A 24,866-nucleotide genomic window follows, 5' to 3' on the forward strand; every position below is an offset into this window, starting at 1 on the left:
GAGACGCCACCCGGGCACGCGACGCGCTCCAGGTGGCGTACCCGAGCGGCATCTCGCCGAGGTCAGCCCTCGGAGACGGTGAGGACGATCTTGCCGCGGGTGTGGCCCGTCTCGAGCTGCTCGTGCGCCTCGCAGGCGCGGGCGAGGGGGAAGATGCCGTCGATGAAGACGCGGACGTCGCCCGACTCGAGAAGGCGCGAGACCACGCCGAGGGTCGCCCCGTCGGGAGCGACGCGGTAGGTGGAGGCGCGGACGCCCGCAGCGGCCGCCTCCTCGAAGAACCCGGGCCAGCTCCCGGTGGGCGCGTTCACGATCAGGCCCCCCGGGCGGAGGACCCTCAGCGAGCGCGAGCCCGTGTCGTCGTGGACGTTGCCGACCAGATCGATGACCACGTCGACGCCGGACAGCAGCTCGTCGAAGCGCTCGGCGGTGTGGTCGATCACCTGCGCGGCGCCGAGCTCGTGCAGCCACTGCAGGTTGCGGGTCGAGCCGGTCGCGATCACCGAGGCGCCGAAGTAGGCGGCGAACTGCACCGCGAAGTGGCCGACTCCGCCCGACCCGGCGTGGATGAGGATCCGCTGGCCCTCGTGCGCCTTGGCGAGCTCGACGACCATGCCCCAGGCGGTGAGCGCCGCGAGCGGGACGCCGGCCGCTTCGACGTGCGAGAGCGTCGACGGCTTCCGCGCGATGGAGACGCTCGGCACGCTGACGTACTCCGCGTAGGAGCCCGAGTAGCGCGGCACCATGACGAAGCCGTAGACCTCGTCGCCCGGCCGCAGCGGATGCGCCGGGTAGGGGCTCGAGACGACGACGCCCGAGAAGTCGTGGCCGAGGACCGCGGGGTAGGAGGCGATCTGCGAGGCGACCCCCTGGCCCGCGCGCGTCTTCGCGTCGAGCGGGTTCACGCCGGCCGCGACCACCTTCACGGTGAACTCGGCGTTGATGGCGGAGGGTGTCGGCACGGTCGCCAGGTGCAGGGCGGAGGCGTCGCCCGGCGCGTCGATCACCGCCGCCGTCATCGTGTCGGGGAGGACGACCTCCTCCGGGATCTCGCCGATCGCGAGGCCGTGCCCGAGCGCGCTGGTGTGCATCGTCGCCTTTCCTGTCGCTGAGGCGTGCGGGTGGAGCGTGCCGAGGACGTCGCCCCCGATCCCCGCATCCGACGCCGCGACCAGTCAATCGAGGCAATGAGTCGGCGCTGTTACGGGGGTGTCACCCTCGGGAGAAGATTGGCGCGCGGAGCCGCGGGCGCCCGGTCTGGCACGATGAGGGGATGCGACGCCGACGTACCCTGCTGGTCGGCGGTGCCCTCCTTGTCCTGGCCGGGCTCGTGGTCCTCCTGGCCGCCCGGATCAGCATCGGCACCAGCCGCTGGGTCTACGTCAGCGAGATGGGCGCGCCGGACCTGCCGACGGCGGGCGCCTTCGAGGCCGCCCTTCTGCTCGTGGCGGCCGGCGGCGCGCTGATCGCCGCGGGCGCCTGGCCCGTGCGCGCCCGCCTGCTGCCCGCCCTCCGCCCGGCGGGCGCGATCCTCCTGGCGGCCGCCTGCTTCGCGCTCGCCTCGCAGGTGACCTGCACGGCGGGCTGCCCGCTGCCGGTCGGGCCGGCCTTCCGCTGGCAGGACCTCATCCACACCTCGGCCGCCGTGCTCGGCTTCGGGGCCGCCTGCGCCGCGATGCTCCAGCTGGCGACCGTGCGGGGGCGCCCTGCGGTCGCGCGGCTCTCGCTCGCCGCCGGGATCTCGGTGGCGGTCGTCGCCGGGACGGGTGGGATGCTGTCCCTCCTGCGCGTGTGGCTGCGGCTCGGCGGGACGCTCGAGTTCGTGGCGACGGCGATCGCAGTGCTCTGGCTCGCGTTCGTCGGCCTGGTGCTCGCGCTCGAGGACCTCAGCGCTGAGCGAGCCAGCCGCGGACGTGCCCGCGGATCCGGTCCTGCTGAGCGGCGAAGCCCTCGTCCCGCGCCGGCACCCGCTCGCAGTCCGCATCCGGAAGAGCCCTAGCCCACGCCTCCGCGACCTCGACCGGATGCACGGGGTCGCGCACGGCCGCGATCACCAGGGTGCGCGCGATGACCTCGCCCAGCTCTCCGGAGTCGCGGTAGGCGGCGTTCCGCGGGATCTGGGCGAGCCGGACGGCGCGCTCGGCCGCCCGCGGGGAGCGGAACTGCAGCGTCAGCGCCTCCGCCGACGCGGGGGACACCTCGGCGGCGCGCGCGAACAGGCCCGAGGCGCGGAACATCCGCTCGCCGCGCTTCGCTCCGTGGTCGTGCAGCAGCTGCGCGATGACGGGGAACACGGTGAGGTTCTCGGGCAGCGGCTCGGCGGTGAAGGCGGGGCGCACGAAGACGGCGCGGTCGATCGGCAGCACGCGTCGGACGGCGAGGCGCAGGGCGATCGCCGCGCCCATCGAGATGCCGAGCACCGTGAGCGGCTTGTGCGCGGCTCCGGCCCGCACGACCTCCTCCGTCACCTCGTCGGCCAGCGCCTCGAGGGCGAAGTCGCCGGGCGCGCCGAGCAGCTCGGAGGCGCCGTGGGCGCGGACGTCCGGAGCGATGACCTCGCTGCCGGCGGGGAGGGCGGAGCGCAGCAGCCCCAGCGGCTGGGAGCGGTCGCCGCCCAGGCCGTGCAGGAGGAGGACCGTCACCGGGCGCGCGTCCGCTCGTGCAGCTCGGCCATCAGCATCCCCGCCAGCCGCACGAGGATGTGGATCTCGTCCTCGTCGCGGTCGACCCAGCGGGAGTTCGGCTCGCCCTCGATCGGCACGAAGTCGCGGTGCTGCTCCCAGACGACGAGCGTGCGCTCGGCGCCGAGGACGTACTGCTGCCAGAAGACCTGCCGCAGGTAGTGGCGCGGGATGCTCCGCCACGGCTTCGTCGTGGTCTTGATCTCGCAGAGCTCGAGCCGGCCGTCCTCGCGGAGGCCGATGCCGTCGGGCGTGGCCAGGTGGCGCCGCTCCTGGCTCGCGTGGAAGAGGGTGCTGCTGGGCTCGATCGCGTGCTCGCTCCGTACCCAGGCGGCGATCTCGGGCTCGCGGGCGCGGCCGTGGTCGGTGAAGGCGTTGCCGCCGAAGCCGGTGCCGTAGAGCTTGTCGAGCGCTGCCTTGCCGATCGCGGCGGGGGAGGAGAGGCGGGCGACGTCGGTCGCCGTGATGCCGCGCGAGCGGGCGCGGTGCCAGGCGACGCGGTCCGAGGAGTCGGCGACGACCCTCCGGAGGTGCGGGGGCTCGGCGTCCGTGAAGACGGGCTGCGTCTCCCAGGGGAAGGAGAGCTGCAGGTCGGGCACCGATTCATTCTCTGCCCCCTGCGGCGCCCGGTCGAATCGGCACGCCGACCCGCGGCGTCTCACCGGGGCGCGACGGCTCGCGCCGGCGGCTCAGGCGTCGAGGAAGGCGTCGACGTGCGCGGGGGAGAGGAGGTGGCGCCGGACCATCAGGGCGGCGCCGCGGACGCCTCCGCCCTGGGCCGCGGCCTGCACGATGTCGAGCGCGCGGGTCGCCAGGGGGAGGGAGCGGCGGTAGACGACCTCGCGGACCCCGGCGAGGACCTCGTGGCTGGCCTGGGCGATGCTGCCGCCGACGACGATGACGGACGGGTTCAGGAGGTTCACGCAGGTGGCGAGCACCTCGCCGATGTCGCGGCCGGCGGCGCGCGTGAGCTCGACGGTGGTGGGGTCCCCGCCGGTCAGCAGGGTGACGACGTCGGAGGTGCTGGCGGCGTCGATCCCGGACTCGGTCAGGCGGCGGGCGATCGCCGAGCCGCTCGCGATCGCCTCGAGGTCGGCCTCGCCGCGGTCGCCGGGGACCTGCACGTGGCCCAGGTCGCCCGCGGCTCCGAGGGCTCCGCGCTGCAGGGCGCCGCCGCTGACGATCCCGGCTCCGATGCCGGTGGAGACCTTCACGTAGAGGAGGTCGTCGACGTCGGCGTAGTGGTCGGCGTGCTCGCCGAGCGCCAGCAGGTTCACGTCGTTGTCGACGAGGACGGGCACGGGGAGGCGGCGGCCGACGAACTCCGGGATGTCGAAGCGGTCCCAGCCGGGCATGATCGGCGGCTTCACCGGGCGGCCCGTCGCGTGCTCGACGGGTCCGGGGACGCCGACGCCGACTCCCGCGAGCGGGCCGGCCGCCGGAGTCCGGCCGAGCAGGGCCGCGGCGACGTCGAGGGCGTGGCCGAGGACGGCGAGGGGGCCGTCGGCGATGGCGATGCTCTCGCGGCGGCGGGCGAGGACCGTGCCGTCGAGGTCGGTCAGGGCGACGACGGCGTGCGCGGCGCCCAGGTCGACGGCGAGGAGGCTGCGCGCCCGGGGGTCGAAGGCCACGCGGGCGGCGGGGCGGCCTCCGGAGGAGGGGGCGTCGTCCTGCCGGGCGACCAGGCCGGAGGCGGTGAGGACGTCGAGCTGAGCGGAGACGGCCGCGCGCGGCAGGCCCGTCTCGGCGACCACGTCGGCCCGCGTCCGGGGCGCGCCGTCGGCCAGCAGGAGCAGCAGCTCGCCGACCGCGCTGACGGTGATGCGGCGGCGCGGGGACATGGCCAGAGTCAACCACAGCGCCCGTGCTTCTGTGCGGCGGGTGCCCGACTTGGCGAGCGCGCAGGGCTAGTTTTGCTTGTCCGTGAGCAAAAGTCCGCGTAGGGTTCGAGGCACACCTTCCGATGCGATCAGGAGCCCCACCGGTGGCCACACCCCCAGACCTCTCTGTCCAGCTGTACTCGGTGCGCGAGCCGCTCGCGGCCGATCTGCCCGCCACCCTCGACCGCCTCGCGGCGATCGGCTTCACCACGGTCGAGCTCTTCGGGTTCGTCGACCTGGCCGACGCCTACCGCGCTGCGCTCCCGGCCAGCGGACTGCGCGCTCCCAGCGCCCACGCGCGCCTCCTCGGCCCGCAGGGCGACGCCACCGTCGACGAGATCCTCGACACGGCCGCCTCGCTCGGCGTCGAGACCGTGATCGACCCCTTCGTCGACCCGACCCGCTGGACCACCGCGGACGACGTCGCCCGCATCGCCGACGAGCTGAACGCGCTGGTCGACTCCGCCGCCGCCCGCGGCCTGGTGCTCGGCTACCACAACCACGCCTTCGAGTTCGAGAACCGGGTCGACGGCCGCAGCGCCTTCGAGCACCTCGCGGGCCTGCTCGACCCGCGCATGGTCCTCGAGCTCGACACCTACTGGGCGGCCGTCGGCGGCGACGACCCGGTCGAGGTGCTCGGACGCCTCGGCGACCAGGTGCGCTTCCTGCACGTGAAGGACGGCCCGATCTCGGCCGACACCCAGGAGCAGCTGCCCGCGGGCGAGGGCGCGATGGACGTCCCGGCGATCCTCGCCGCCGCTCCGCAGGCCCTGCCCGTGCTGGAGTTCGACGCCTACGCCGGCGACATCTTCGAGGGCCTGGAGTCGGCCCACCGCTACGTCTCGGGGCTCGGCGCATGAGCGGCACCGGCCGCGTGGGCGTCGGCGTCATCGGCGCCGGCAACATCAGCACCCAGTACCTGACCAACCTCACCGTCTTCCCCGACCTCGAGGTGCTCTTCGTCGCCGACATCGACCTCGAGCGGGCGAGGACCCAGGCCGAGGCCTTCGGCGTCCCCGCCTCGGGCACCGTCGAGGAGCTCCTCGCGCACGAGGGCATCGAGATCGTCGTCAACCTCACGATCCCGGCCGCGCACGTCGAGGTCGCGCGCCGCGCGGTCGAGGCGGGCAAGCACGTGTGGACCGAGAAGCCCTTCTCGCTCGACCGCGACAGCGGGATCGAGCTGCTCGCGCTGGCCAAGGAGAAGGGGCTGCGCGTCGCGACCGCTCCCGACACCTTCCTGGGCGCGGGCCTCCAGACGGCGCAGCGCGTGATCGAGAGCGGAGCCATCGGCACGCCGCTCTCGGCCCTCACCCTCTTCCAGGGCCCCGGCCCCGAGTCGTGGCACCCGAACCCGGAGTTCTTCTTCGCCGAGGGCGGTGGACCGCTGCTGGACATGGGCCCGTACTACATCACCACGCTCGTGCAGAACCTCGGCCCCGTCGAGAGCGTCACCGCCGTCTCGTCCCAGGCCCGCGCCACCCGCGTGGTGGGCTCCGGCCCGAAGGAGGGCACCGAGTTCCCGGTGACCATCCCGACGCACATCGGCGGGCTGCTCCGCTTCGAGTCCGGGGCCTCGGCCCAGGGCGTGTGGAGCTTCGAGTCGAGCCTGCCGCGCACCGGCTTCGTCGAGATCAACGGCTCCGAGGGCACCCTCGTCCTCCCCGACCCGAACCAGCACGACGGAGAGATCTCCCTGCACCGCCGCGGGTCCGCCGAGCCGGAGGTCATCGCGGCGACCGGCTCGACCGCCTCCCGCGGCACCGGCGTGCTCGAGCTCGCCCGCGCGATCCGGGCCGACCGCCCCGAGGCCGCCTCCGGAGACCTCGCGTACCACGTCACCGACGTGATGCTCTCGCTCCTCGAGGCCGCCGAGACCGGCGAGAAGGTCCTCGTCACCAGCTCCGTGACGCCCCGCCCCGCACTGCCCGAGAGCTGGGACCCGACCGAAGCGACCCTCTCCTGATGCCCGCGCCCCTGCGCGTCGGCGTGCTCGGCGGCGGCTTCATGGCGGCCGTGCACAGCCGCGCGGCCCGCAGCGCCGGAGCGGTGCTCGCCGGAGTCGCCTCCTCCACCCCGGAGAAGGGCGAGCGGGCGGCGGCCGAGCTCGGCGTCGAGCGCGCCTACCCGGACGCCCGGGCCCTGATCGAGGACGAGAGCATCGACCTCGTGCACGTCTGCACCCCGAACGCCACGCACGCCGCACTCGCGCTCGCGGCGATCGAGGCGGGCAAGCACGTGGTCTGCGAGAAGCCGCTCGCCGCGACGCTTCGGGAGGCGGAGTCGCTCGCTGCGGCCGCGTCCTCCGCCGGCGTGGTGGCGACCGTCCCGTTCGCCTACCGCTTCCACCCGATGGTGCGCGAGGCCCGTGCCCGCGTCGCCTCCGGCGAGACCGGCCGTCTGGTCACGGTCCGCGGGAGCTACCTCCAGGACTGGCTGCTGGGCGCCTCCGACGACAACTGGCGCGTCGACCCGGCCGCCGGCGGCCGCTCGCGCGCCTTCGGCGACATCGGCTCGCACCTGGTCGACCTGCTGGAGTTCGTCACCGGCGACCGGATCGACTCGCTCGCCGCGATCACGAGCACCGTCCACGCCGAGCGCGGCGGCCGCCCGGTGAGCACCGAGGACGTGGCCGGCCTGATCGTCCGGCTCGAGGGCGGCGCCGTCGGCACGCTCCTCGTCTCGCAGGTCACCGCGGGCCACCGCAACGAGCTGGTGCTCGAGGTGTCCGGGCTGGAGGAGTCGCTGCGCTTCGAGCAGGAGCTCCCCGAGACGCTGTGGGTCGGCCGGCGCGACAGCGCCCTGCTGGTGCCGCGCGACGCCTCGATCCTCGCGCCCGATGCGGCCCGGCTCTCGATCGTGCCGAGCGGTCATCCGATGGGCTACCAGGACGCCTTCACGGCGTTCGCCCGCGACACCTACGCCGCCGTGGCGGGCGCCGACGTGGAGGGTCTGCCGACCTTCGCCGACGGCCTCCGCGCGGCGCGCATCACCGAGGCCGTGCTCGACGCGGCCGAGACAGGCGCCTGGGTGACCGTGCCCGCCGCCGACGACCGGACGGAGATCGCCGCATGAGCGGCGAGAAGACCTACCCCGCCACCCACCCCGTGACGCTGTTCACCGGGCAGTGGGCCGATCTGCCCTTCGAGGAGGTCGCCCGACTCGCCGCCGAGTGGGGCTACGACGGACTCGAGATCGCGGCCTCGGGCGACCACCTCGACCTCAAGCGCGCGGACGAGGACGACGCCTACGCCGCCTCGCGTCTGGAGATCCTCGACCGCTACGGCCTCGAGGTCTTCGCCATCTCGAACCACCTCACCGGCCAGGCCGTCTGCGACGACCCGATCGACTTCCGCCACAAGGCACTCGTGCGCGACTACACCTGGGGCGACGGCGACGCGGAGGGGGTGCGGCAGCGCGCCGCCGAGGACATGAAGCGCTCGGCGCGGGTCGCCCGCAAGCTCGGCGTGAACGTGGTCGTCGGCTTCACCGGCTCGAAGATCTGGCCCTACGTGGCGCAGTTCCCGCCGGTGCCGGCCTCCGTGATCGACGAAGGGTACGAGGACTTCGCGACCCGCTGGAACCCGATCCTCGACGAGTTCGACGCGAACGGCGTGGTCTACGCGCACGAGGTGCACCCGTCCGAGATCGCCTACGACTACTGGTCGAGCGTGCGCACCCTCGAGGCGATCGGGCACCGCCCGGCCTTCGGCTTCAACTGGGACCCGTCGCACATGATGTGGCAGGACATCGACCCGGTCGGCTTCATCGTCGACTTCAAGGACCGGATCTACCACGTCGACTGCAAGGACACCCGCCTGCGCCCGAAGAACGGCCGCGCCGGCGTGCTCGGCTCGCACCTGCCCTGGGGCGACCCGCGCCGCGGCTGGGACTTCGTCTCGACGGGGCACGGCGACGTCCCGTGGGAGGACGCGTTCCGCGCGCTGGAGTCGATCGGCTACTCCGGCCCGATCTCCATCGAGTGGGAGGACGCCGGGATGGACCGCCTCCACGGCGCGAAGGAGGCCGTCGGCTTCATCCGCTCGCTGCTCTGGAGGACCCCGACCGCGTCGTTCGACGCCGCGTTCTCGAACCAGTAGCCGCGCGGCTCTCCTCGGCGGGATCCCGCTCCGGTCCGCAGGCCACGTCGCCCGCGCCGGATCGGGGTCCCGCAGGCGGGAGAGCGATCAGTCGGCGGCCTTGGCGGCGCGCTCGGACTTGATGCGGGCCTGCTCGCGGCGGACCTCCGCGTAGCGGTTCTGCTCGACGCGCAGCCACTCGGGGACCTCGTCGAGCAGGGCCTGGATCTCGGGAGTGGTCAGCGCCTCGGTGACGCCGCCGCGGGCGAGCCCCGAGATGGAGACGTTCAGCCGGGAGGCGATGACGGAGCGGGGGTGCGGCCCCTCCTCGCGCAGCTGCACGAGCCAGGCGGGCGGGTTCGCGGCGAGCTCGTCGTACTGCTCGCGCGTGATCGCCGACTCCTGGAACTCCTTCGGGGTCGCGGGCAGGTAGACCTGCAGCTTCTTCGCCGCGGTCGCAGCCTTCATCGTCTGTGTCGCCTTGGCCATGCGGCAACCCTACCGGCGCGGCGCGGACCACCTACCCTGAGGGGATGAGCGAGCAGCCCGAGACCGTCGACCCGCAGGCCGCTCCCGAGGCGGAGGGGCGTCCGGAGGGCGAGGCGGACGCGGCGGCTGTCGACGCGTCGGCCGGATCGGGTGCGGTCGGCGCCGGAGCCGGAACCGAGTCGGACGACACCGACGGCGACTCCGAGGACGGCGACTCCGACGACCTCGACTCCGAGGACAGCGACGTCGACGACGCCGACTCCGACGACGCCGACTCCGACGACGCCGACTCCGACGCCGCCGACTCCGACGCCGAGGACGCCGTCCCCGCCGGCCCCGTGCTCGCCGTCGCCCTCGTGCCCGGCGTCACCCCCACCAAGTGGACCCGCGTCTGGGGCCAGCGCCGCTCCGATCTCCCGCTGCGCATCACCGTCGTCGCCGAGCGCGATCAGGAGCAGGCGCTGCTCGACGGCCGCGCGCAGCTGTCGTTCGTCCGCGGCGACGTCTCCTCCTCCGCCCTCAGCTCCATCCACCTCTACGACGAGCAGCCCGTCGCCGTCGTCGGCCGCGAGCACGTCCTGGCCGCTGCGGAGGAGCTCGACGTCGCCGAGCTGGCCGGCGAGCACCTCCTCCAGGATCCGGAGGACGTGCCGGAGTGGGCCGCGGTCGCCGAGGAGCTCGCGGACGGCTCCCGGCGCCCGCTGCCGCGCATGGCCGGCCTCGACGACGCGGTCGAGCAGGTCGCGGCCGGCGTGGGCGTGCTGATCGTGCCGCAGTCGGTGGCGCGCGTGCACAGCCGCAAGGACGTCACCGCGGTGCCGGTGACCGGCGTCGCTCCCTCCTCCGTCCGCCTCGCCTGGGTGACGGACGACAAGGGCGACGACGTCGAGGACTTCATCGGAGTCGTCCGCGGCCGCAGCGCGAACACCACGCGCGGAACCGCCGCGACGCCGAAGGTCGAGTCGCGGGCGAAGGCCGCCAAGGCGAAGGCGCGGGAGGCGCGCGAGAAGGCGGAGAGGGCCGGCGGCGGCAAGAAGAAGCCGGCCCGCGCCAAGGCGTCCGCGCCGGCGGTGCGGCGCACCCGCAAGCCCCGCGGCCGCTGACCGTGGCCGACGACGCCGGCTGGTCGCTCCGCCCCGCCACCGCGGAGGACGCCGCAGCGATCGCCGAGCTGCGCGCGGTCGTCATGCGCCCGTCGCTCGAGACGCTCGACCGCTACGACGAGCACCGCGTGCGGCACCGCTTCCTCGACGGCTACCGGCCCGAGCTCACCCGGGTGATCGAGCTCGACGGCGCCTTCGCCGGGAGCATCGCCGCGCGGGTCGAGCCGGACGCGGTCTGGATCGAGCACTTCTACCTGGCGCCGCACGCACAGGGACGCGGAGTCGGCGGCGCCGTCCTGCGCCGGGTGATGGCGGAGGAGGCGCGGCCGGGTCTGCCCTTCCGGCTCGACGTGCTGAAGCGCAGCGACGCCCGCCGCCTCTACGAGCGGCACGGCTTCCGGTTCGAGCGTGCTCTGGAGTGGGACGACATCCTCGTCGCGCCGCCCGTCTCCTGACCCCTGATCGGGGAGGACGACGGGGCGCGGGCCGCCGCTAGCATGAGCGCGATCCCCTCCGCCGGGTCGGCCGCAGGGCGACCTCCTCCTGGAAGCAGGCACTCCGCCGTGTCCCCGCTCGTTCTGAGGTCCGCCGCCTCCGCGGTCCTCGTCGCCGCCCTGGCGATCACCTCCAGCCCGCTCGCCTCCGCCGCATCGGCGGCCGCGCCGTCGGCCGCCCCCGTCGCCGCATTCGGCGCCGCCTCCGACGCGCCCCGCTCGATCGTGCTCCCCGAGGGGCAGCCTCTCTGGCAGCCCAGCGCCGAGTCCCCCCTGCCCGCCGTGCCGGACGAGGCGCCGAGCGCCGCCCGTGCGAGCGCTGCGGCGTCGATCAGCGGCCGTGTCGTGGTCGAGGAGGCCGACGGCTCGATCGCGACCACCACTCCCCGCGGCGCCCTCCTGAACGTCGAGGTCTGGTCGAGCGAGGCGGGGCTCCTCGGGAACCACTCCGTCGCCGGCGACCTCACCTTCAGCATCGACGGGCTCACCGCCGGGCAGACCTACTACCTGCTGATCAAGGACGACGCCGACCTGTACGCCGACCTCTGGTCCGGCGGCAGCGCCGTCGCCCGCAGCGCCGAGCCGCTCCAGGCCCCGGCGGCCGGCGTGCAGCTGCGCACCGCACGGCTGGGCTCGCTCGAGGGACGCCTGAGCGGCGTCGCGGGCGACCAGCGCGTCGACATCTGGTACCGCGACCCGGGAACCGACGGCTACTTCCGCACCGGCGAGCTCGACCTGATCACGGGCGGCGACAACCCGTACTCGTTCCAGCAGGTCGTCCCCGGCGACTACCTCGTCCGGGCGTCGAGCCGCGACGACGTGATCGACGACAGCTACTGGGACCACGTCCTCCGCTCGGGCGACGCTGGCGACGTGCGCGTCCCGGTGGGCGGATCGGCCGCCGGGATCGACCTCTCGCTGAGCAGCGACTACCAGCAGTACACCGGCCGCCTCGCCGGATCGGACCGCTACGCGACCTCGGTGGAGGCGACGGGCTACTTCTCCCCGGGCATCCCGGTGCTCTACGTGGCGAGCGGGGCGAACTGGCCGGATGCGCTGAGCGCCGGCCCGGCCGCCGCCGCCCTCGGAGGCGCGCTCCTGCTCACCGATCCCGACCGCCTGCCGCGGGTCGTCTCCGACGAGATCCGCCGCCTCCGCCCGGAGCGGGTCGTGGTCGTCGGCAGCGAGCTGAGCGTGAGCCCCGGGGTCCTGTCCGCGATCCGCTCGATCGTCGGCGGCACCGAGCGCATCGGCGGGACGGACCGCTACGACACCTCCCGCCGGATCGTCGCGGACGCCTTCGGCACCGGCCCCTACTCGAACATGTTCGTCGCGACCGGCACGAACTTCCCTGACGCCCTGTCGGCCGCGCCCATCGCCGGCTGGCGTGCGCAGCCCGTGCTGCTGGTCGACGGTGCGACCTCGGGCGCCGACTCCGCGACCGCGACCGCGGTGCGCGATCTGGCGCCGGAGCACGTGGAGTTCCTCGGCGGCGACCCCTCGATCCGGGACGCGTACGTGGCGGACTTCGAGCGTCGCGGCCTCGCCCCCTCGGTCTCGAGGATCGCCGGCCGCGACCGCTACGAGACCAGCGTCGAGCTGAACAGCGCCTACCCCCAGTCGCTGCTGCAGGACAGCGTCTTCCTCGCCGCGGGGTCCTCCTTCGCCGACGCCCTCTCGGGAGCGACGACGGCGGCGGCCCTGGGCTCGTCCGTGCTGCTGACCGAGCGCGACTGCGTGCACGACTCGACGCTGCGCTTCCTGGCCTCCAACTCGAAGAACTACGCGTTCCTGCTCGGCGGGGAGCCGACGCTCACCGAGGACGTGGCGAACCTCCGCAACTGCGAGTACGACTTCTGACGACGCGTGATCCCGGGGTCCGGGGCTAGGGTGCGAGCATGCCCACGAGCGATGAGACCTGGACCCTGGCCGAGCACGACGTACCGGTGTACCGCAGCGGGGAGGGCGGCCGGGCGCTGATCCTGATCCACGAGGTCTGGGGGGTCGACGGGCACATCCGCTCGGTCGCCGACCGCTACGCGGCCGAGGGCTACAGCGTCGTCGCCCCCGAGCTCCTGGCCGACAGCGGCCTGCTCGAGCAGCTCGACGAGGAGCAGCGCGCCGACTACGACCACCCGGTGCGGCGCCTGCCGCGCCAGGTCGAGCTGCGCACCTTCTTCGCCCCCGTCTTCACTCCGGAGCACGCGACGCGCACCGTCGCGATCCTCCGCGCCCTCGTCGAGCGGCTCCTTCGCCAGGAGGGCGCGACCAGCGTCTCCGTCACCGGGTTCTGCTACGGCGGCACCTTCTCGTGGGCGCTCGCGCTGGCCGAGCCGCGGCTGGCGGCGGCCGTGCCGTTCTACGGGCACGTCACCGCGTCCGCCGAGGAGCTCGGAGCGCTGCAGGTGCCGGTGCTGGCGTTCCTGGGCGATCAGGACGCTCCCCTCGTCGAGCAGGTGCCGCGCATCCGCGAGGCGACCGAGGGCAAGGACGTCGAGGTCGTCGTCTACAAGGGAGCGGGCCACGCCTTCTTCAACGACGCGAACGAGCAGACCTACCAGGCCGAGGCGGCGACCGACGCCTGGCCGCGGGCGCTCGCGTTCCTCGGAGCGCACGCGGGCTGAGCGGGCCCTCGACGGACGGCGCCCGGCTCCGCGGCGCTGAGCTCGCCGACGGCCTGCGTCAGCGCGGCCGGACCGGCAGCCAGCCCCGCCGGGCCGCGAGCGCGCCCGCCTGGAAGCGGCTCTCGGCGCCGAGCAGATCGAAGAGACCGGCGATGTGCCGACGGCAGGTGCGCACGCTGAGGTCCAGCCGTGCCGCGAGCGCCTCGTCGGTGAGCCCGGCGGCGAGGCCCTGCAGGATCGACCGCTGCACCGCGGAGAGGGAGGGCTCCTCCTCGGCACCTGCCGCGTGCAGGGGCGCTGCGAACTCCCACGCCGCGTCGAACACGCGCGCCAGGGTCGCCGCGAGCTCGGGGGAGCGGACGACCAGGGCGGCGCGGTCGTCCTCGTCGCGGGAGCGGGCGACGATCGCGAGGGAGCGGTCGAAGACCACCAGCCGGAAGGGCAGCACCGGGAGGGTCCGGAACCGCGCGCCCAGCGGCTCGAGCTCCGCGACCGAGCGCCGGAGGGCCGCGTTGTCGCGGCGGCGGTCGTGGTACAGCGTCCGCCTCGCGATGCCGCGCCCGAGCAGCTCGCGGTCGACGGCGTCGCTCGCCTCGTGCCGCTCCACGCTGCTGGTGCCGGGAGCGGCGATCAGCACCTCCTCCGAGGCTCCGCGCTGCAGGTCGAGGAGCAGCCGGAGGACGGTCGCCGGGTCCTCGATCACCTCCACCTGCTCCGCGGCGGCGAGGGCGCTGCGGGCGCTCCGGTAGGCGGGGACGAGGGCCATCAGCTCGCTGCGGCGGCGGGTGATCCCGGTCTGCAGCTCGAGGAGGCGCCGCTCGTCGTCGGCGATCAGCTCGGCCAGGGCGATGTCCGGTGCGGCCGTGGCGAGCGACTCCGCCCCCGCGTGCAGCGGAGCGAGCAGCCGGAGCCCGATCAGCTCGTCACGCGCCTCGCGGAGGCCGTCGACGGTGACGCCGAGCTCGTCCGACGCGCTCTCGAGCGACCAGTCTCCGCGCACGGACGCGTGCAGGTACAGCGCGATCGCGTTCTCGCTCAGCACCGGCGGCCCCCCGTTCTCCCGACCCTCCCGAGTGTAGGAGGCGCGCACTCAGCGCCGCCGCGCGAGAACCGCGACGACGGCGAGCTCACCGGCGAGGACCAGCGCTACCGCTCCGAACACGGCCGGGCCGACCAGCGCGGCGAGCGGAGTGAGACCGGCGTTCGCGAGGAGGGGGGCGAGGAGACCGATCACGACTCCGGTACGGCGGGCGGGGGGCTGCCGGCGGGCGACGGCGACGACGCTCAGCGAGGTCGCGGCGGCGGCCGCGAGCACGAGCAGGAGGACCGCCGCGGGGTGCGGCTCCCCGAGCAGGAGGAGCGCGGCCAGCGCGGCCCAGGCGAGGGCGCCTCCGGCGGCGACGGGGCCGAGGTGCGGGCTGGCGGCGGGTGCAGTGGCGGTCATGGTGCGTCCTCTCGTCGTGGTCCTCCGAGCCTCGCGGAGGCCCGTCGGCGGCACCAGATCAGCATCCGGGCACGGCAGCATCCGGACATGCGGCGGACCCCCGGCTCCGCGCGGGGCGGAGGGTCGGGGGCCCACGGGACGTCCGGGCAGGCTCCGGCCGTGGCAGCATCCGGTCAGCCGGCCTCGCGCAGCCTCCCGCCGGCGAGGTGGAGGCTGCGCTGCGCACGGCGCGACGGCAGAGTGGTGGGTGTCGTCGGCTCCTGCTCTCCGGGCGCCCGCTCTTCCCGGGGCGGTGCCCGCGGTCGTAGGCTCGCGCTCATCCGCAACGGGAGGGGCCGACGATGACCGCCACGAGAGAGACGTCCGCCCCGCCCGAGCTCAAGCGGGTGCTCGGCCCCAAGCTGCTGCTGCTGTTCGTGGTCGGCGACATCCTCGGGACCGGGATCTACGCCCTCACCGGGCAGGTCGCGGCCGAGGTGGGCGGGGCCGCGTGGCTCCCCTTCGTGATCGCGTTCGTCGTCGCCACGCTCACCGCCTGCTCCTACCTGGAGCTGGTGACGAAGTACCCGCAGGCGGCGGGCGCCGCGCTCTACGCGCACAAGGCGTTCGGGATCCACTTCGTCACGTTCCTCGTCTGCTTCACCGTGATGGCGAGCGGGATCACCTCGGCCTCCGCCGCCTCGGGCGCCTTCGCGAGCAACTTCGCGATCGGCTTCGGGCTCGGGGACGGCGCGGGGACGCGGCTGAGCATCGCGCTGGTGTTCATGGTCTGCATCGCCCTGGTGAACCTGCGGGGCGTCGCCGAGAGCGTCGGGCTGAACGTGGTGCTCACCCTGATCGAGCTCTCGGGCCTGCTGCTCGTGATCTTCGTGTGCTTCTTCGCCGTGTTCGGCGGGCAGGCCGACTTCTCGCGGGTGGTCGCGTTCGAGGCGCCGGAGGACAAGTCGCTGCTGCTCGCGGTGAGCACCGCGACCTCCTTGGCGTTCTTCGCGATGGTCGGATTCGAGGACTCCGTGAACATGGCGGAGGAGACGAAGGAGCCCAGCCGCATCTTCCCGCGCGTGATGCTCACGGGTCTCGGCATCACCGCCGTGGTCTACGTGCTCGTGTCCACGCTCGCCGTCGCGATCGTCCCCGTGGGGGAGCTGGCCGGCAACGACACTCCGCTCGTCACGGTCGTCGAGGCCGCGGCGCCCGACTTCCCGATCTCGACGCTCCTGCCCTTCATCTCGCTCTTCGCCGTGGCCAACAGCGCGCTGATCAACATGATGATGGCCAGCCGCCTGCTCTACGGGATGAGCCGCCAGGGCGTGCTGCCGCCGTTCCTGCAGAACGTGCTGCGCGGACGGCGCACGCCGTGGGCCGCGATCATCTTCACGACGGTGATCGCCCTGCTCCTCACCGCCTACGTGTCGCGCGACCCCTCCGACCCCATCGCGGTGCTCCTGGGCGGGACCACGTCGCTCCTCCTGCTGGCGGTCTTCGCCGTCGTCAACGTCTCCGTGCTGGTGCTGCGGCGGCAGCCGGTCGAGCACCGTCACTTCCGGACCCCCACCGTGCTGCCGGTGCTGGGCACGATCGCCTGCGTCTACCTGGTGCTGCCGATCACCTCGGGACGCGACACCGCCCAGTACGGCATCGCGGGGGTGCTGCTCGTGATCGGCGTCCTGCTCTGGGTGGCGACCTTCATCGACCGGCGGGTCCGCGGCTATGCGCGCACCGCGGCGATCGCTCCGGAGGAGCTCGACGCCGATCCCGCGGAGGACGCATCGGGAGCGCACAGCGACGGCATCGGCCGGTCATAGCCGATCCATAGGGAACTCCCGATACTGGAGTCATGAGCACCCCGGTCCCCTCGAAGCACCTCGCCCCCGCGCAGCGCACCCGCCTGAAGCGGGCCGACGGGACGCCGATCCGCGTCCTCGTCGTCGACGACGAGAGCACCCTCACCGACCTGCTCCAGATGGCTCTGCGCTACGAGGGCTGGGAGGTGCGCACCGCCGCCGAGGGCCGCGCCGCGATCACGATCACCCGCGAGTTCCGGCCCGACGTGATCGTGCTCGACGTGATGCTCCCCGACATCGACGGCCTCCAGGTCCTGCAGCGGGTCCGCGCGGACGGCAGCGAGACCCCGGTCCTCTTCCTCACCGCGAAGGACGCGCTCGACGACCGGATCGCCGGGCTCACCGCCGGCGGCGACGACTACGTCACCAAGCCCTTCTCCCTCGAGGAGCTGGTCGCCCGGATGCGCGGACTCATCCGCCGCAGCACCCTGCTCGCCAACGACGCGGACGACCCCGAGGTCGTCGTGGGGGACCTGGTGCTGAACGAGGACAGCCACGAGGTCCGCCGGGGCGGCGACGAGATCGAGCTGACCGCCACCGAGTTCGAGCTGCTGCGCTTCCTGATGCGCAATCCGCGCCGCGTGCTCAGCAAGGCCCAGATCCTCGACCGGGTCTGGTCGTACGACTTCGGCGGCAAGTCGAGCGTGGTCGAGATCTACATCTCGTACCTGCGCAAGAAGATCGACGCCGGCCGCTCGCCGATGATCCACACCGTGCGCGGCGCCGGCTACCTCCTGAAGCCCGCCGACCAGTGAGCCGCACCGGCCGCCCGTCGCTCGGCGACTTCGCGACCCGCTCCGCCCTCCGCAGCTCCCGCCGCGGCCGGCGCGCGCCGTGGACTCTGCGGCGGCGGATGGTCGTCGCCGTGGTCGCGCTCGTCGCGGTGACGGCGGGCGTCGTGGGAGCGGTCAGCGTGCTCTCCGCCCGCTCGATCCTCTACGGCAGCACGGACGCGTCGCTCAGCCAGTCGGTCACGCGCCTCCAGGACTTCGACGGGCCGAGCCGCTTCGGCGGGTCGAGCGCGATCGAGCAGGCCACGACCTGCCCGAGCGGATCCTTCGGCGGCGGCCCGAGCCAGAACCTCAGCACCATCACCGCCGTCCAGGGCTCGGACGGCTCCTTCATCGGCGCCTACGTCGACGCCGACGGGGTCTGCCGGCAGTTCTCGGACCCGGCCGACTCGGTGCTCGCGGCGGCCGTCGCCGCGGGGGGCGAGGAGGCGACCATCGAGCTGCCCGGGAGCCTCGGGACCTACCGCGTGCGCGCGGCGGCGGTCGAGGGCTCCGTCGTCGTCGTCGGCGTCCCCCTGGGCGAGGTCGCCGAGACGCTCGCCTCCCTCACCTGGGTGGTCGTCGTGGTGGTGCTGCTGGCGATGCTGCTGGTCGCCCTCGTCGCCACCGCGATCATCCGCGTGGCACTGCGGCCCTTGGAGCGGGTGGAGGCGACGGCGACCCGCGTGGCCGAGCTGCCGCTGGACCGCGGCGCCGTCGAGCTGGTCGAGCGGGTCCCGGAGGAGGACGCCGACACCCGCACCGAGGTCGGGCGCGTCGGCGCCGCCTTCAACCGCATGCTCGACCACGTCACCGGTGCTCTGGAGTCGCGGCAGGCGAGCGAGGACAAGGTGCGGCAGTTCGTCGCCGACGCCTCGCACGAGCTGCGCACTCCCCTCGCGGCGATCCGCGGCTACGCGGAGCTGCCCCGGCGCGGCGGGACCGAGCTGCCGGAGTCGGCGGCCTACTCCCTCGACCGGATCGAGTCCGCCGCCACCCGGATGACCTCGCTGGTCGAGGACCTCCTCCTGCTCGCCCGCCTCGACGAGGGCCGCGACCTCGAGAAGGAGCCCGTCGACCTGACGCTGCTCGTGATCGAGGCGCTGTCGGACGCGCACGCCGCGGGCCCCGACCACGAGTGGGACCTCGAGCTCCCCGAGGAGCCGATCGAGATCCGCGGCGACGGCTTCCGGCTGCACCAGGTGGTCGCCAATCTGCTGCGGAACGCGACCGTGCACACGCCCCCCGGCACCCGGGTCGTGGCGGCGCTCGCCGAGGAGGTGTCGGAGGGGCGGCCGATCGCAGTCGTGACGGTCACCGATTCCGGCCCGGGCATCGCGCCGGAGCTGGTGCCGGTGCTGTTCGAGCGCTTCGCCCGCGGCGACTCCTCCCGAGCGCGCACGACCGGATCGACGGGGCTGGGCCTGGCGATCGTGGCGGCGGTCGTCGACGCCCACGGCGGGCGCGTCATCGTCGCGTCCGAGCCGGGGCGCACGAGCTTCCGCGTCGAGCTGCCGGCGGGCTGAGGGCCGGGACGGCGGTCTCCCGCCGCCCGCCCTACACCGAGACGCCCAGCCGGCGGCGCGCGTCGTCGAGGGTCCGCACCACGGCGACCACCTCGTCGAGCGGGTGCAGCGGCGACTCGGTGCGCCCCTCCGTCACGTACTGCGCGACGTGCAGCGCCTCCCAGGCGAGGCCCTCGCCGCCCTGGAGCGGCGTCTCGTCGATCCACGACCCGTTCTCGGAGCCGCGGGTGAGCGTCACGCCGCCCGGCGTCCAGAACGACGGGTGCACGTCGATCCGCCCCGCCCGCCCCGCGACGCTCGCCGCGTGGCGGGTGTCGGCCAGCACGGTCGAGGTGGCGACCGACTGCACCCCGTGCGCGTGGCTGCCGACGATCGTCGCGGTCGCGTCGACGCCGGTCGAGGTCATGCTGCCGGCGACGACGGTGCTCTGCGGGGTGCCCGCCACCATCGAGACGAAGGAGGAGGCGTAGACGCCGACGTCCAGCAGGCCGCCGCCCGCGAGCGCCGGGTCGAAGATGCGGCTGGAGGGGTCGAAGTCGAAGGCGGCGCCGAAGTCGGCCGAGACGACGGCGGGCGCGCCGACCGCCCCGTCGGCGAGCAGCTGCCGCACGACGTCCATGTGCGGCAGGTAGCGCATCCACATCGCCTCCATCGCGAAGACTCCGGCGTCGCGCGCGGCGTGCACGATCATCTCGGCCTCGCCCGGGGTCGGCGCGAACGGCTTCTCGACCAGGATGTGCTTGCCCGCGGCGATGGCGAGCAGCGCCTGGCGGGCGTGCTCCGAGTGCGGGGACGCGATGTAGACCACGTCGACCTCCGGATCCTCGACCACGGCCTCGTAGCCGGCCGAGGCCCGCTCGATCCCGAACCGGCTCGCGAACCGCTCCGCGCGCTCCAGCGAGCGGGAGCCCACCGAGACCACGCGCTGCCGGGTGTGCTTTTGCAGCGCCTCGACGAACGAGCCGGCGATCGAGCCGGGCGCGATCACCCCCCAGCGCAGGACGGGGGAGTCGAGGAGGGAGGGGAGTCGGGGCTCGGGGAGCGTCAGTGCCATGCGTCCACGCTAGGGCCCCGTGCCGGCGGGGGCGAGGGGGTGCGCGGCGGTCCCCTAGGGTGTGACGGCACGCGCAGTCGCGGGCGGAGGAGGACGTCATGCCCGAGTGGTACACCCTGGGCGTCGTCGCTCTCGTGATCGTCGCGGTCGTCGTCGCGATCGTGCGCTTCCGGTTCAACCCGGTGCTGGCGCTGGCCGTCGGAGCCGCCGCGATCGGCCTGCTCACCGGGCTCGGCCCCGTCGACACCGTCTCCACGATGACCACCGGCTTCGGCGAGGTGATGATGGAGGCGGGCCTCCTGATCGGCTGGGGCGTGCTCATCGGCGCGATGCTCAACGAGATGGGCGCCGTCGTCCGGCTCGTCGAGGGCCTGCTGCGCGTCTTCGGCCGCCGAGGGATCCCCTACGCGCTGGGCCTCTCCTTCGCCACCTACCTGCAGACGATCTTCGTCGACGCGCTGATCGTGATCGCGGCCCCGCTCGCCCGCCGGATCGCGCCGCGGCTGGGGCGCGCGGGCACCGGCATCGTCGCCGTGACCTTCGCCGTCGGGCTCGAGACGGGCATCGTGATGATGGTGCCCGGCTTCGCCGCGGTCGCGCTCGCGGGGCTGCTCGGCGTGCCGCTGGGCGTGATGATGCTCGGCGGATTCGCGGTGGTGGCGCCGACGGTCGTGGTCACGATCCTGCTGATGTCGCTCGCGTTCCGCCTCGGCTTCTGGGACCCGGCGCGCGACGAGCAGCTGGTCGTGCGCGACGACACGACCGGGCTCGCGACGGTGGGGGCGTCGCCCGCCGCGGACGTCGGACGGCTGCCGTCGTTCGGAGCGCGGGGGAGCGGCGGGGCGTCCTCGAGCGGAGCCGGAGCGGCATCGGGCGGCTCGTCCGGCTCGTCCGTCGAGGACGCGGCGGGTCCCGCCGGAGCGCAGGACGCCCACGCCGCCCGCGAGCGCCCGCTCCTGCTCCTCTTCGCGCCCATGCTCCTCGCCCTCCTGCTCATCGCCGCGCAGGCGGTGCTCACCGTCTCCGGGATCGAGCTGCCGGTGCTGCAGTTCCTCGGGAACCCCGTCATCGCGCTCCTCCTCGCCGTGATCGGCACCGGAGTGGTCGGCCGGTCCACCGTGGGAACCGCGCGGATGGAGAAGGCGGTCGCCAAGGGCTTCCAGGACGGCGGGCAGATCTTCCTGCTCACCGGCGTCGGCGGGGCGCTCGCCGCGGTGATCGCGCAGGGCGACCTCGGCGAGATCCTGAAGGGCTACTTCTCGACCTCGGCGACCGCGCCGCTGCTGCTCGTCTGGGTGATGGCGGCCGTGCTGCACATCGCGGTCGGCTCGGTCACCCTCTCGGCGATCACGGCGGCCGGAGTCGTCGCACCGGTCGCCGCGACACTCGGCCTCGACCCGCTGCTGATCGCACTCGCCGCAGGGTCCGGCGCGCTGTTCTGCATCCACGTCACCTCGAACACCTTCTGGCTGCTGCAGAGCTTCCTCGGCCAGTCGGTCCGCGGCGCCCTCAAGTCCGTGACCGTCGGCGTCTCCCTCGCCTCCGTCCTCGCGCTCGGCGCCACGCTCGTCCTCTCCCTCTTCCTCTGACCGGGCCCTCCTTCCTCCTCTCGCCGGATGCCACTCGGGCACTCGAGTCGCCGGGCGAGGCGTACCGAAGAGGCATCTCACGGAGGTGACCCGGCCGACACGTGACGGAAACATGGAGCCTCTATCTTCCTGAGAGGGTTCACATCCGATTCGGAGATACAGACGCCGACGGGGGCCCGATCCGTTCCGTCACGCCTCGACAAGGGAAGAACTCCGCTTGAGATCTCGAACCGCCCTCGCCTCCGGATGCGCCGCGCTCGCGCTCGCCGCCGGCGGTCTCCTGGTCGCCCCGCCGGCGACCGCCACGACCGCAGCACCCGCCGACTACACCCGCGTGGACATCGTGCGTCCGCCGTCCGCTCTGATCGCGGTGCCGACCAGCTACCCGCAGCAGACCCCGCTGACCGAGGTGCCCGTCGACCCGACCGACGCCTCGCTCCTGCGCGGAGTCACCCCCTACGACGCCATCGCGCCGCAGCTGAACGCGCTCGCCGCCCGCTCCGACCGGGTCTCGACCCAGGTGGTCGGGAAGTCCGGCCTCGGCCGCGACATCTACCTGGTCACCGTCACCGCCCCCGAGACCGAGGCCGAGACGGCGCAGCAGGCCGAGTGGCGCGACCGGCTCAAGTACGAGCCCGCCGCCGCGGCCGCCGACGCCGAGCTGATGGACGGCTACAAGGTGCCGGTCTGGTTCAACGGCAACATCCACGGCAACGAGTGGGAGGGCAGCGACGCGATCCTCGAGTACATCGAGGGCGTCGCCACCGCCGAGGACGCGGAGACCGAGGCGCTGCTCGAGGGCAACCGCCTCTACTTCACCGTCACCAACAACCCCGACGGCCGCGCCCTCGGCCAGCGCGCCGTCGCCGCGGGCTACGACCCGAACCGCGACATGATCACCGGAGCCACCAGCGAGGCGGCCGTGATCCGCGACCTCTCGAGCGTGCTCCAGCCCACGTACTTCATCGACATCCACGGCTACACCGGGATCCTCCAGGTCGAGCCCTGCGGCCCGCCGCACGGCGAGAACTACGAGTACGACCTCTTCCTCCCGCACGCGTACGCGACCGCGCTCGAGATCGAGCGCCGCGTCGTCGAGGCCGACGTGCCCGGCAACACCTACCTCGCCGAGGACGGCAGCGCCACGACGGACAACACCGGGAAGATCCTCATCCCCTACCGCGACATCCGCGCGGGCTGGGACGACTGGCCCCCCATCTTCGCCCCGCAGTACGTCGCCTTCCAGGGCGCGATCACCAACACGGTGGAGCTTCCGCTCGGCCGCACGGCCAACAGCACTCCGGAGGAGATCGCCCAGGGCCAGGCCAACGCGGACATCGACGTCGAGGTCGCCGGGATCGTCATGGACGCCTCCGTCGACTACATCGAGGCCAACCGCGACGCGCTCCTGAGCAACCAGGTCGCCATCTTCGAGCGCGGCGTCACCGGCGCCCCCGCCGTCGAGATCCCCGCCGACGTCTCCGCGGCCGACCTGCCCGCGGGCGTGCCGACCGAGTGGACCGAGATCTGGGACGAGACCGACGTCTACACGACCGAGTACCCGCGCGCCTACGTCATCCCCGTCGACGGCACGCAGCGCTCCGTCTCGGACGCCGAGACCCTCGTCGCGCAGCTGCTCGCCCACGGCGTCGAGGTGTCGCGGACCACGGCCGCCACGAGCGTCGAAGGAGTCTCCTACCCCGCGGGCACCTACCTGGTCGACATGCACCAGTCGGTCCGCGGCCTCGCCAACGTCCTCCTCGCCGACGGCAGCGACATCTCGAGCCGCGTGCCCGAGATGTACGACGTCTCGGCCTGGAGCCTCTCGCTCCTCTGGGGCGCCGACGTGCAGGCGATCGGCTCCACCACCGACGCCCTCCCGGCCGTCGATCTGGAGCCGGTGACCGCCGTGGCTCCGGTCGGCTCCGTCCCGGCAGGCGCCGACTACCTCGCCTTCGAGCCGCGCGGCGTCCTGGAGTACCAGGCCGTCAACGCGCTGCTGGCCGACGGCGTCGCCCTCGAGCAGTTCGAGGACGGCACGATCGCCCTCCGTGCAGACGCCGCCGGGCTCGCGGCCGCCGAGGGAGCCGCCGCCGCCGTCGGCGTCGACTTCACGGCGACCACCGCCGACCGCGTGCGCGCCGAGGACGGGAAGGCGCTCGACGCCCTCCGCGTCGCCTACTCCGGCACGAACGAGGACCGCGACGCGCTGGCCAAGCTCGGCTTCGCCGACGCGGTCGCCGTCGACGCGGCCGCGCTCACCGCGGGCACCGCGACCCTCGAGGGCGCCGACGTGCTCTACGTGGGACGCGCCCTCTCCTTCACCCCGGAGCAGGCCGTGGGCCGCACCGTCGTCGAGGAGTTCCTCGCAGCGGGCGGCGACGTCGTCGGCCGCGGCGGCGCAGGAGCGGCCTTCGTGTCCGACTTCGGCCTGGCCGAGCTGACCGCGCAGACAGGCACCAGCGGCTCCAACGGCATCGTCTCGGTCGAGACGCCCGCCGGCGGAGTCCTCGGCGACTACCCGCAGGACACCGCGTTCGTCTCGCCGGCACTGTGGTTCGCCGGCTTCGACGCGTCCGTCGCGGTCGAGCAGAGCTACTCGGAGGACGGCACGTTCGTCGCCGGGCACTGGGTCGACTCCGAGGGTCAGTCCCGGAGCGACGCGGCCGGGCAGGCCTCGGCCGTCTCGTTCTCGACGGAGTCGGGCACCGAGGGCTTCCTCTTCGGCACCTCGCCGGTGTTCCGCAACCACCCGGTCGGAGCGTTCAGCGACGTCGCCCGGGCGCTGCTCGCCGTGGCGCCGGAGGGCGCCGCCGTCGAGCTGCCGGGGACCCCGGAGCCCACGCCGACGCCGGAGCCGACCGGCTCACCGGAGCCGACCGCGACTCCCGAGCCGACGGCGACGCCTGAGCCGACGGCGACGCCCGAGCCCACCGCGACGCCCGAGTCGACCGTGAGCCCGGAGCCCACGTCGACCCCCGAGCCCACGTCGACCCCGGAGCCCACGTCGACCCCGGAGCCCACCGTCGTGCCGACGGCCGGACCGACCGCCACGGCCGCGCCGATCACCGCACCGACCGGCCCCGGCGGCCTCCCCTCCACCGGAGTGGAGACCGGCTCCTGGCTGCTGCTCTCGGGAGGTGCTGTCGCCCTCGGCCTCGGCTCGCTCCTGATCGCCCGCAGCCGTCGCCGTGAGGACCAGGAGGCCTAGCCTCCGCCTCGGGGAGGGATCGGGCGCCCGCAGCCCGGTCCCTCCCCGTTCCCGTTCCCCGTCCCCCTCGTCGCGGTC

General features: G+C 73.9%; 22 protein-coding genes. 14 read left to right on the forward strand and 8 right to left on the reverse strand.

Features of this window, described 5'->3' with window-relative positions; genetic code table 11:
- Window positions 1-62 precede the first annotated feature (62 nt).
- On the reverse strand, window positions 63-1,091 hold the full coding sequence (locus tag C5C25_RS04145) for an NADP-dependent oxidoreductase (protein WP_374952914.1): 1,029 nt from the start codon (window positions 1,089-1,091) through the stop codon (window positions 63-65).
- Window positions 1,092-1,273: 182 nt separating this feature from the next.
- On the opposite strand from C5C25_RS04145, the gene C5C25_RS04150 reads away from it, so the two are divergent.
- The gene (locus tag C5C25_RS04150; RefSeq protein ID WP_104249803.1) at window positions 1,274-1,999 is read left to right on the forward strand and encodes a DUF998 domain-containing protein; all 726 of its coding nucleotides are present in this window, start codon (window positions 1,274-1,276) and stop codon (window positions 1,997-1,999) included.
- On the opposite strand, the gene C5C25_RS04155 is transcribed toward C5C25_RS04150, so the two are convergent.
- The 3 genes from C5C25_RS04155 to C5C25_RS04165 form a co-directional block, all read right to left on the reverse strand.
- Window positions 1,887-2,642 (reverse strand): alpha/beta fold hydrolase, encoded by a 756-nt coding sequence (locus C5C25_RS04155; RefSeq protein ID WP_181133626.1) that lies wholly within the window; start codon window positions 2,640-2,642, stop codon window positions 1,887-1,889. The genes C5C25_RS04150 and C5C25_RS04155 overlap by 113 nt on opposite strands.
- The gene (locus tag C5C25_RS04160; RefSeq protein WP_104249837.1) at window positions 2,639-3,271 is read right to left on the reverse strand and encodes a YqaJ viral recombinase family protein; all 633 of its coding nucleotides are present in this window, start codon (window positions 3,269-3,271) and stop codon (window positions 2,639-2,641) included. Before C5C25_RS04160 ends, C5C25_RS04155 begins: the two co-directional genes overlap by 4 nt.
- 99 nt (window positions 3,272-3,370) lie before the next feature.
- Window positions 3,371-4,522, reverse strand: coding sequence for an ROK family transcriptional regulator (locus C5C25_RS04165; protein ID WP_104223637.1), 1,152 nt, complete (start codon window positions 4,520-4,522; stop codon window positions 3,371-3,373).
- Window positions 4,523-4,665: 143 nt separating this feature from the next.
- On the opposite strand from C5C25_RS04165, the gene C5C25_RS04170 reads away from it, so the two are divergent.
- The 4 genes from C5C25_RS04170 to C5C25_RS04185 are packed head-to-tail and all read left to right on the forward strand — an operon-like array spanning window position 4,666 to window position 8,661.
- Window positions 4,666-5,421 (forward strand): sugar phosphate isomerase/epimerase, encoded by a 756-nt coding sequence (locus C5C25_RS04170; RefSeq protein ID WP_258059739.1) that lies wholly within the window; start codon window positions 4,666-4,668, stop codon window positions 5,419-5,421.
- Window positions 5,418-6,527, forward strand: a complete 1,110-nt coding sequence (locus tag C5C25_RS04175) for a Gfo/Idh/MocA family protein (RefSeq protein WP_104249805.1) — start codon at window positions 5,418-5,420, stop codon at window positions 6,525-6,527. The genes C5C25_RS04170 and C5C25_RS04175 overlap by 4 nt, the downstream gene beginning before the upstream one ends.
- Window positions 6,527-7,636 (forward strand): Gfo/Idh/MocA family protein, encoded by a 1,110-nt coding sequence (locus C5C25_RS04180; RefSeq protein WP_104223640.1) that lies wholly within the window; start codon window positions 6,527-6,529, stop codon window positions 7,634-7,636. The genes C5C25_RS04175 and C5C25_RS04180 overlap by 1 nt, the downstream gene beginning before the upstream one ends.
- Window positions 7,633-8,661: a sugar phosphate isomerase/epimerase gene (locus C5C25_RS04185; RefSeq protein WP_181133627.1), complete on the forward strand. Its 1,029-nt coding sequence runs from the start codon at window positions 7,633-7,635 to the stop codon at window positions 8,659-8,661. The genes C5C25_RS04180 and C5C25_RS04185 overlap by 4 nt, the downstream gene beginning before the upstream one ends.
- 87 nt (window positions 8,662-8,748) lie before the next feature.
- On the opposite strand, the gene C5C25_RS04190 is transcribed toward C5C25_RS04185, so the two are convergent.
- A complete protein-coding gene (locus C5C25_RS04190; RefSeq protein ID WP_104249806.1) occupies window positions 8,749-9,129 on the reverse strand; it encodes a DUF5997 family protein in 381 nt (126 codons plus the stop codon).
- Between the two features lie 44 nt (window positions 9,130-9,173).
- Here C5C25_RS04190 and C5C25_RS04195 point away from each other — a divergent pair, with 44 nt between their 5' ends.
- The 4 genes from C5C25_RS04195 to C5C25_RS04210 all read left to right on the forward strand — a co-directional run bounded on the left by C5C25_RS04195 (window position 9,174) and on the right by C5C25_RS04210 (window position 13,350).
- Entirely contained in the window at window positions 9,174-10,232 is a 1,059-nt protein-coding gene (locus tag C5C25_RS04195) for a LysR substrate-binding domain-containing protein (protein WP_104249807.1), read from the forward strand.
- A gap of 2 nt (window positions 10,233-10,234) precedes the next feature.
- A complete protein-coding gene (locus tag C5C25_RS04200) occupies window positions 10,235-10,687 on the forward strand; it encodes a GNAT family N-acetyltransferase (RefSeq protein WP_258061255.1) in 453 nt (150 codons plus the stop codon).
- Window positions 10,688-10,795: 108 nt separating this feature from the next.
- Complete coding sequence (locus C5C25_RS04205) at window positions 10,796-12,586, forward strand: cell wall-binding repeat-containing protein (RefSeq protein WP_104249808.1); 1,791 nt, start codon at window positions 10,796-10,798, stop codon at window positions 12,584-12,586.
- Between the two features lie 38 nt (window positions 12,587-12,624).
- On the forward strand, window positions 12,625-13,350 hold the full coding sequence (locus C5C25_RS04210; RefSeq protein ID WP_104249809.1) for a dienelactone hydrolase family protein: 726 nt from the start codon (window positions 12,625-12,627) through the stop codon (window positions 13,348-13,350).
- 58 nt (window positions 13,351-13,408) lie between these two features.
- On the opposite strand, the gene C5C25_RS16760 is transcribed toward C5C25_RS04210, so the two are convergent.
- A complete protein-coding gene (locus C5C25_RS16760) occupies window positions 13,409-14,392 on the reverse strand; it encodes a LuxR C-terminal-related transcriptional regulator (protein WP_104249810.1) in 984 nt (327 codons plus the stop codon).
- 48 nt (window positions 14,393-14,440) lie between these two features.
- A complete protein-coding gene (locus C5C25_RS04220; protein WP_104249811.1) occupies window positions 14,441-14,794 on the reverse strand; it encodes a hypothetical protein in 354 nt (117 codons plus the stop codon).
- A gap of 341 nt (window positions 14,795-15,135) precedes the next feature.
- On the opposite strand from C5C25_RS04220, the gene C5C25_RS04225 reads away from it, so the two are divergent.
- The 3 genes from C5C25_RS04225 to C5C25_RS04235 are packed head-to-tail and all read left to right on the forward strand — an operon-like array spanning window position 15,136 to window position 18,934.
- A complete protein-coding gene (locus tag C5C25_RS04225) occupies window positions 15,136-16,599 on the forward strand; it encodes an APC family permease (protein ID WP_104249812.1) in 1,464 nt (487 codons plus the stop codon).
- A gap of 32 nt (window positions 16,600-16,631) precedes the next feature.
- Entirely contained in the window at window positions 16,632-17,393 is a 762-nt protein-coding gene (locus tag C5C25_RS04230) for a response regulator transcription factor (protein ID WP_104249813.1), read from the forward strand.
- The gene (locus tag C5C25_RS04235; RefSeq protein WP_219814375.1) at window positions 17,390-18,934 is read left to right on the forward strand and encodes a cell wall metabolism sensor histidine kinase WalK; all 1,545 of its coding nucleotides are present in this window, start codon (window positions 17,390-17,392) and stop codon (window positions 18,932-18,934) included. Before C5C25_RS04230 ends, C5C25_RS04235 begins: the two co-directional genes overlap by 4 nt.
- A gap of 31 nt (window positions 18,935-18,965) precedes the next feature.
- Here the strand turns inward: C5C25_RS04235 and C5C25_RS04240 are convergent, their stop codons facing one another.
- Complete coding sequence (locus C5C25_RS04240) at window positions 18,966-19,988, reverse strand: Gfo/Idh/MocA family protein (protein ID WP_104249814.1); 1,023 nt, start codon at window positions 19,986-19,988, stop codon at window positions 18,966-18,968.
- 98 nt (window positions 19,989-20,086) lie between these two features.
- On the opposite strand from C5C25_RS04240, the gene C5C25_RS04245 reads away from it, so the two are divergent.
- Both C5C25_RS04245 and C5C25_RS04250 read left to right on the forward strand, forming a co-directional pair.
- Window positions 20,087-21,577 (forward strand): GntP family permease, encoded by a 1,491-nt coding sequence (locus C5C25_RS04245; protein WP_104249815.1) that lies wholly within the window; start codon window positions 20,087-20,089, stop codon window positions 21,575-21,577.
- Window positions 21,578-21,794: 217 nt separating this feature from the next.
- Window positions 21,795-24,788: a M14 family zinc carboxypeptidase gene (locus tag C5C25_RS04250; RefSeq protein WP_104249816.1), complete on the forward strand. Its 2,994-nt coding sequence runs from the start codon at window positions 21,795-21,797 to the stop codon at window positions 24,786-24,788.
- Window positions 24,789-24,866 lie beyond the last annotated feature (78 nt).

This window comes from Rathayibacter sp. AY2B9 (genome assembly GCF_002931595.1).
In the GTDB taxonomy this organism is placed as follows: Bacteria; Actinomycetota; Actinomycetes; order Actinomycetales; family Microbacteriaceae; genus Rathayibacter.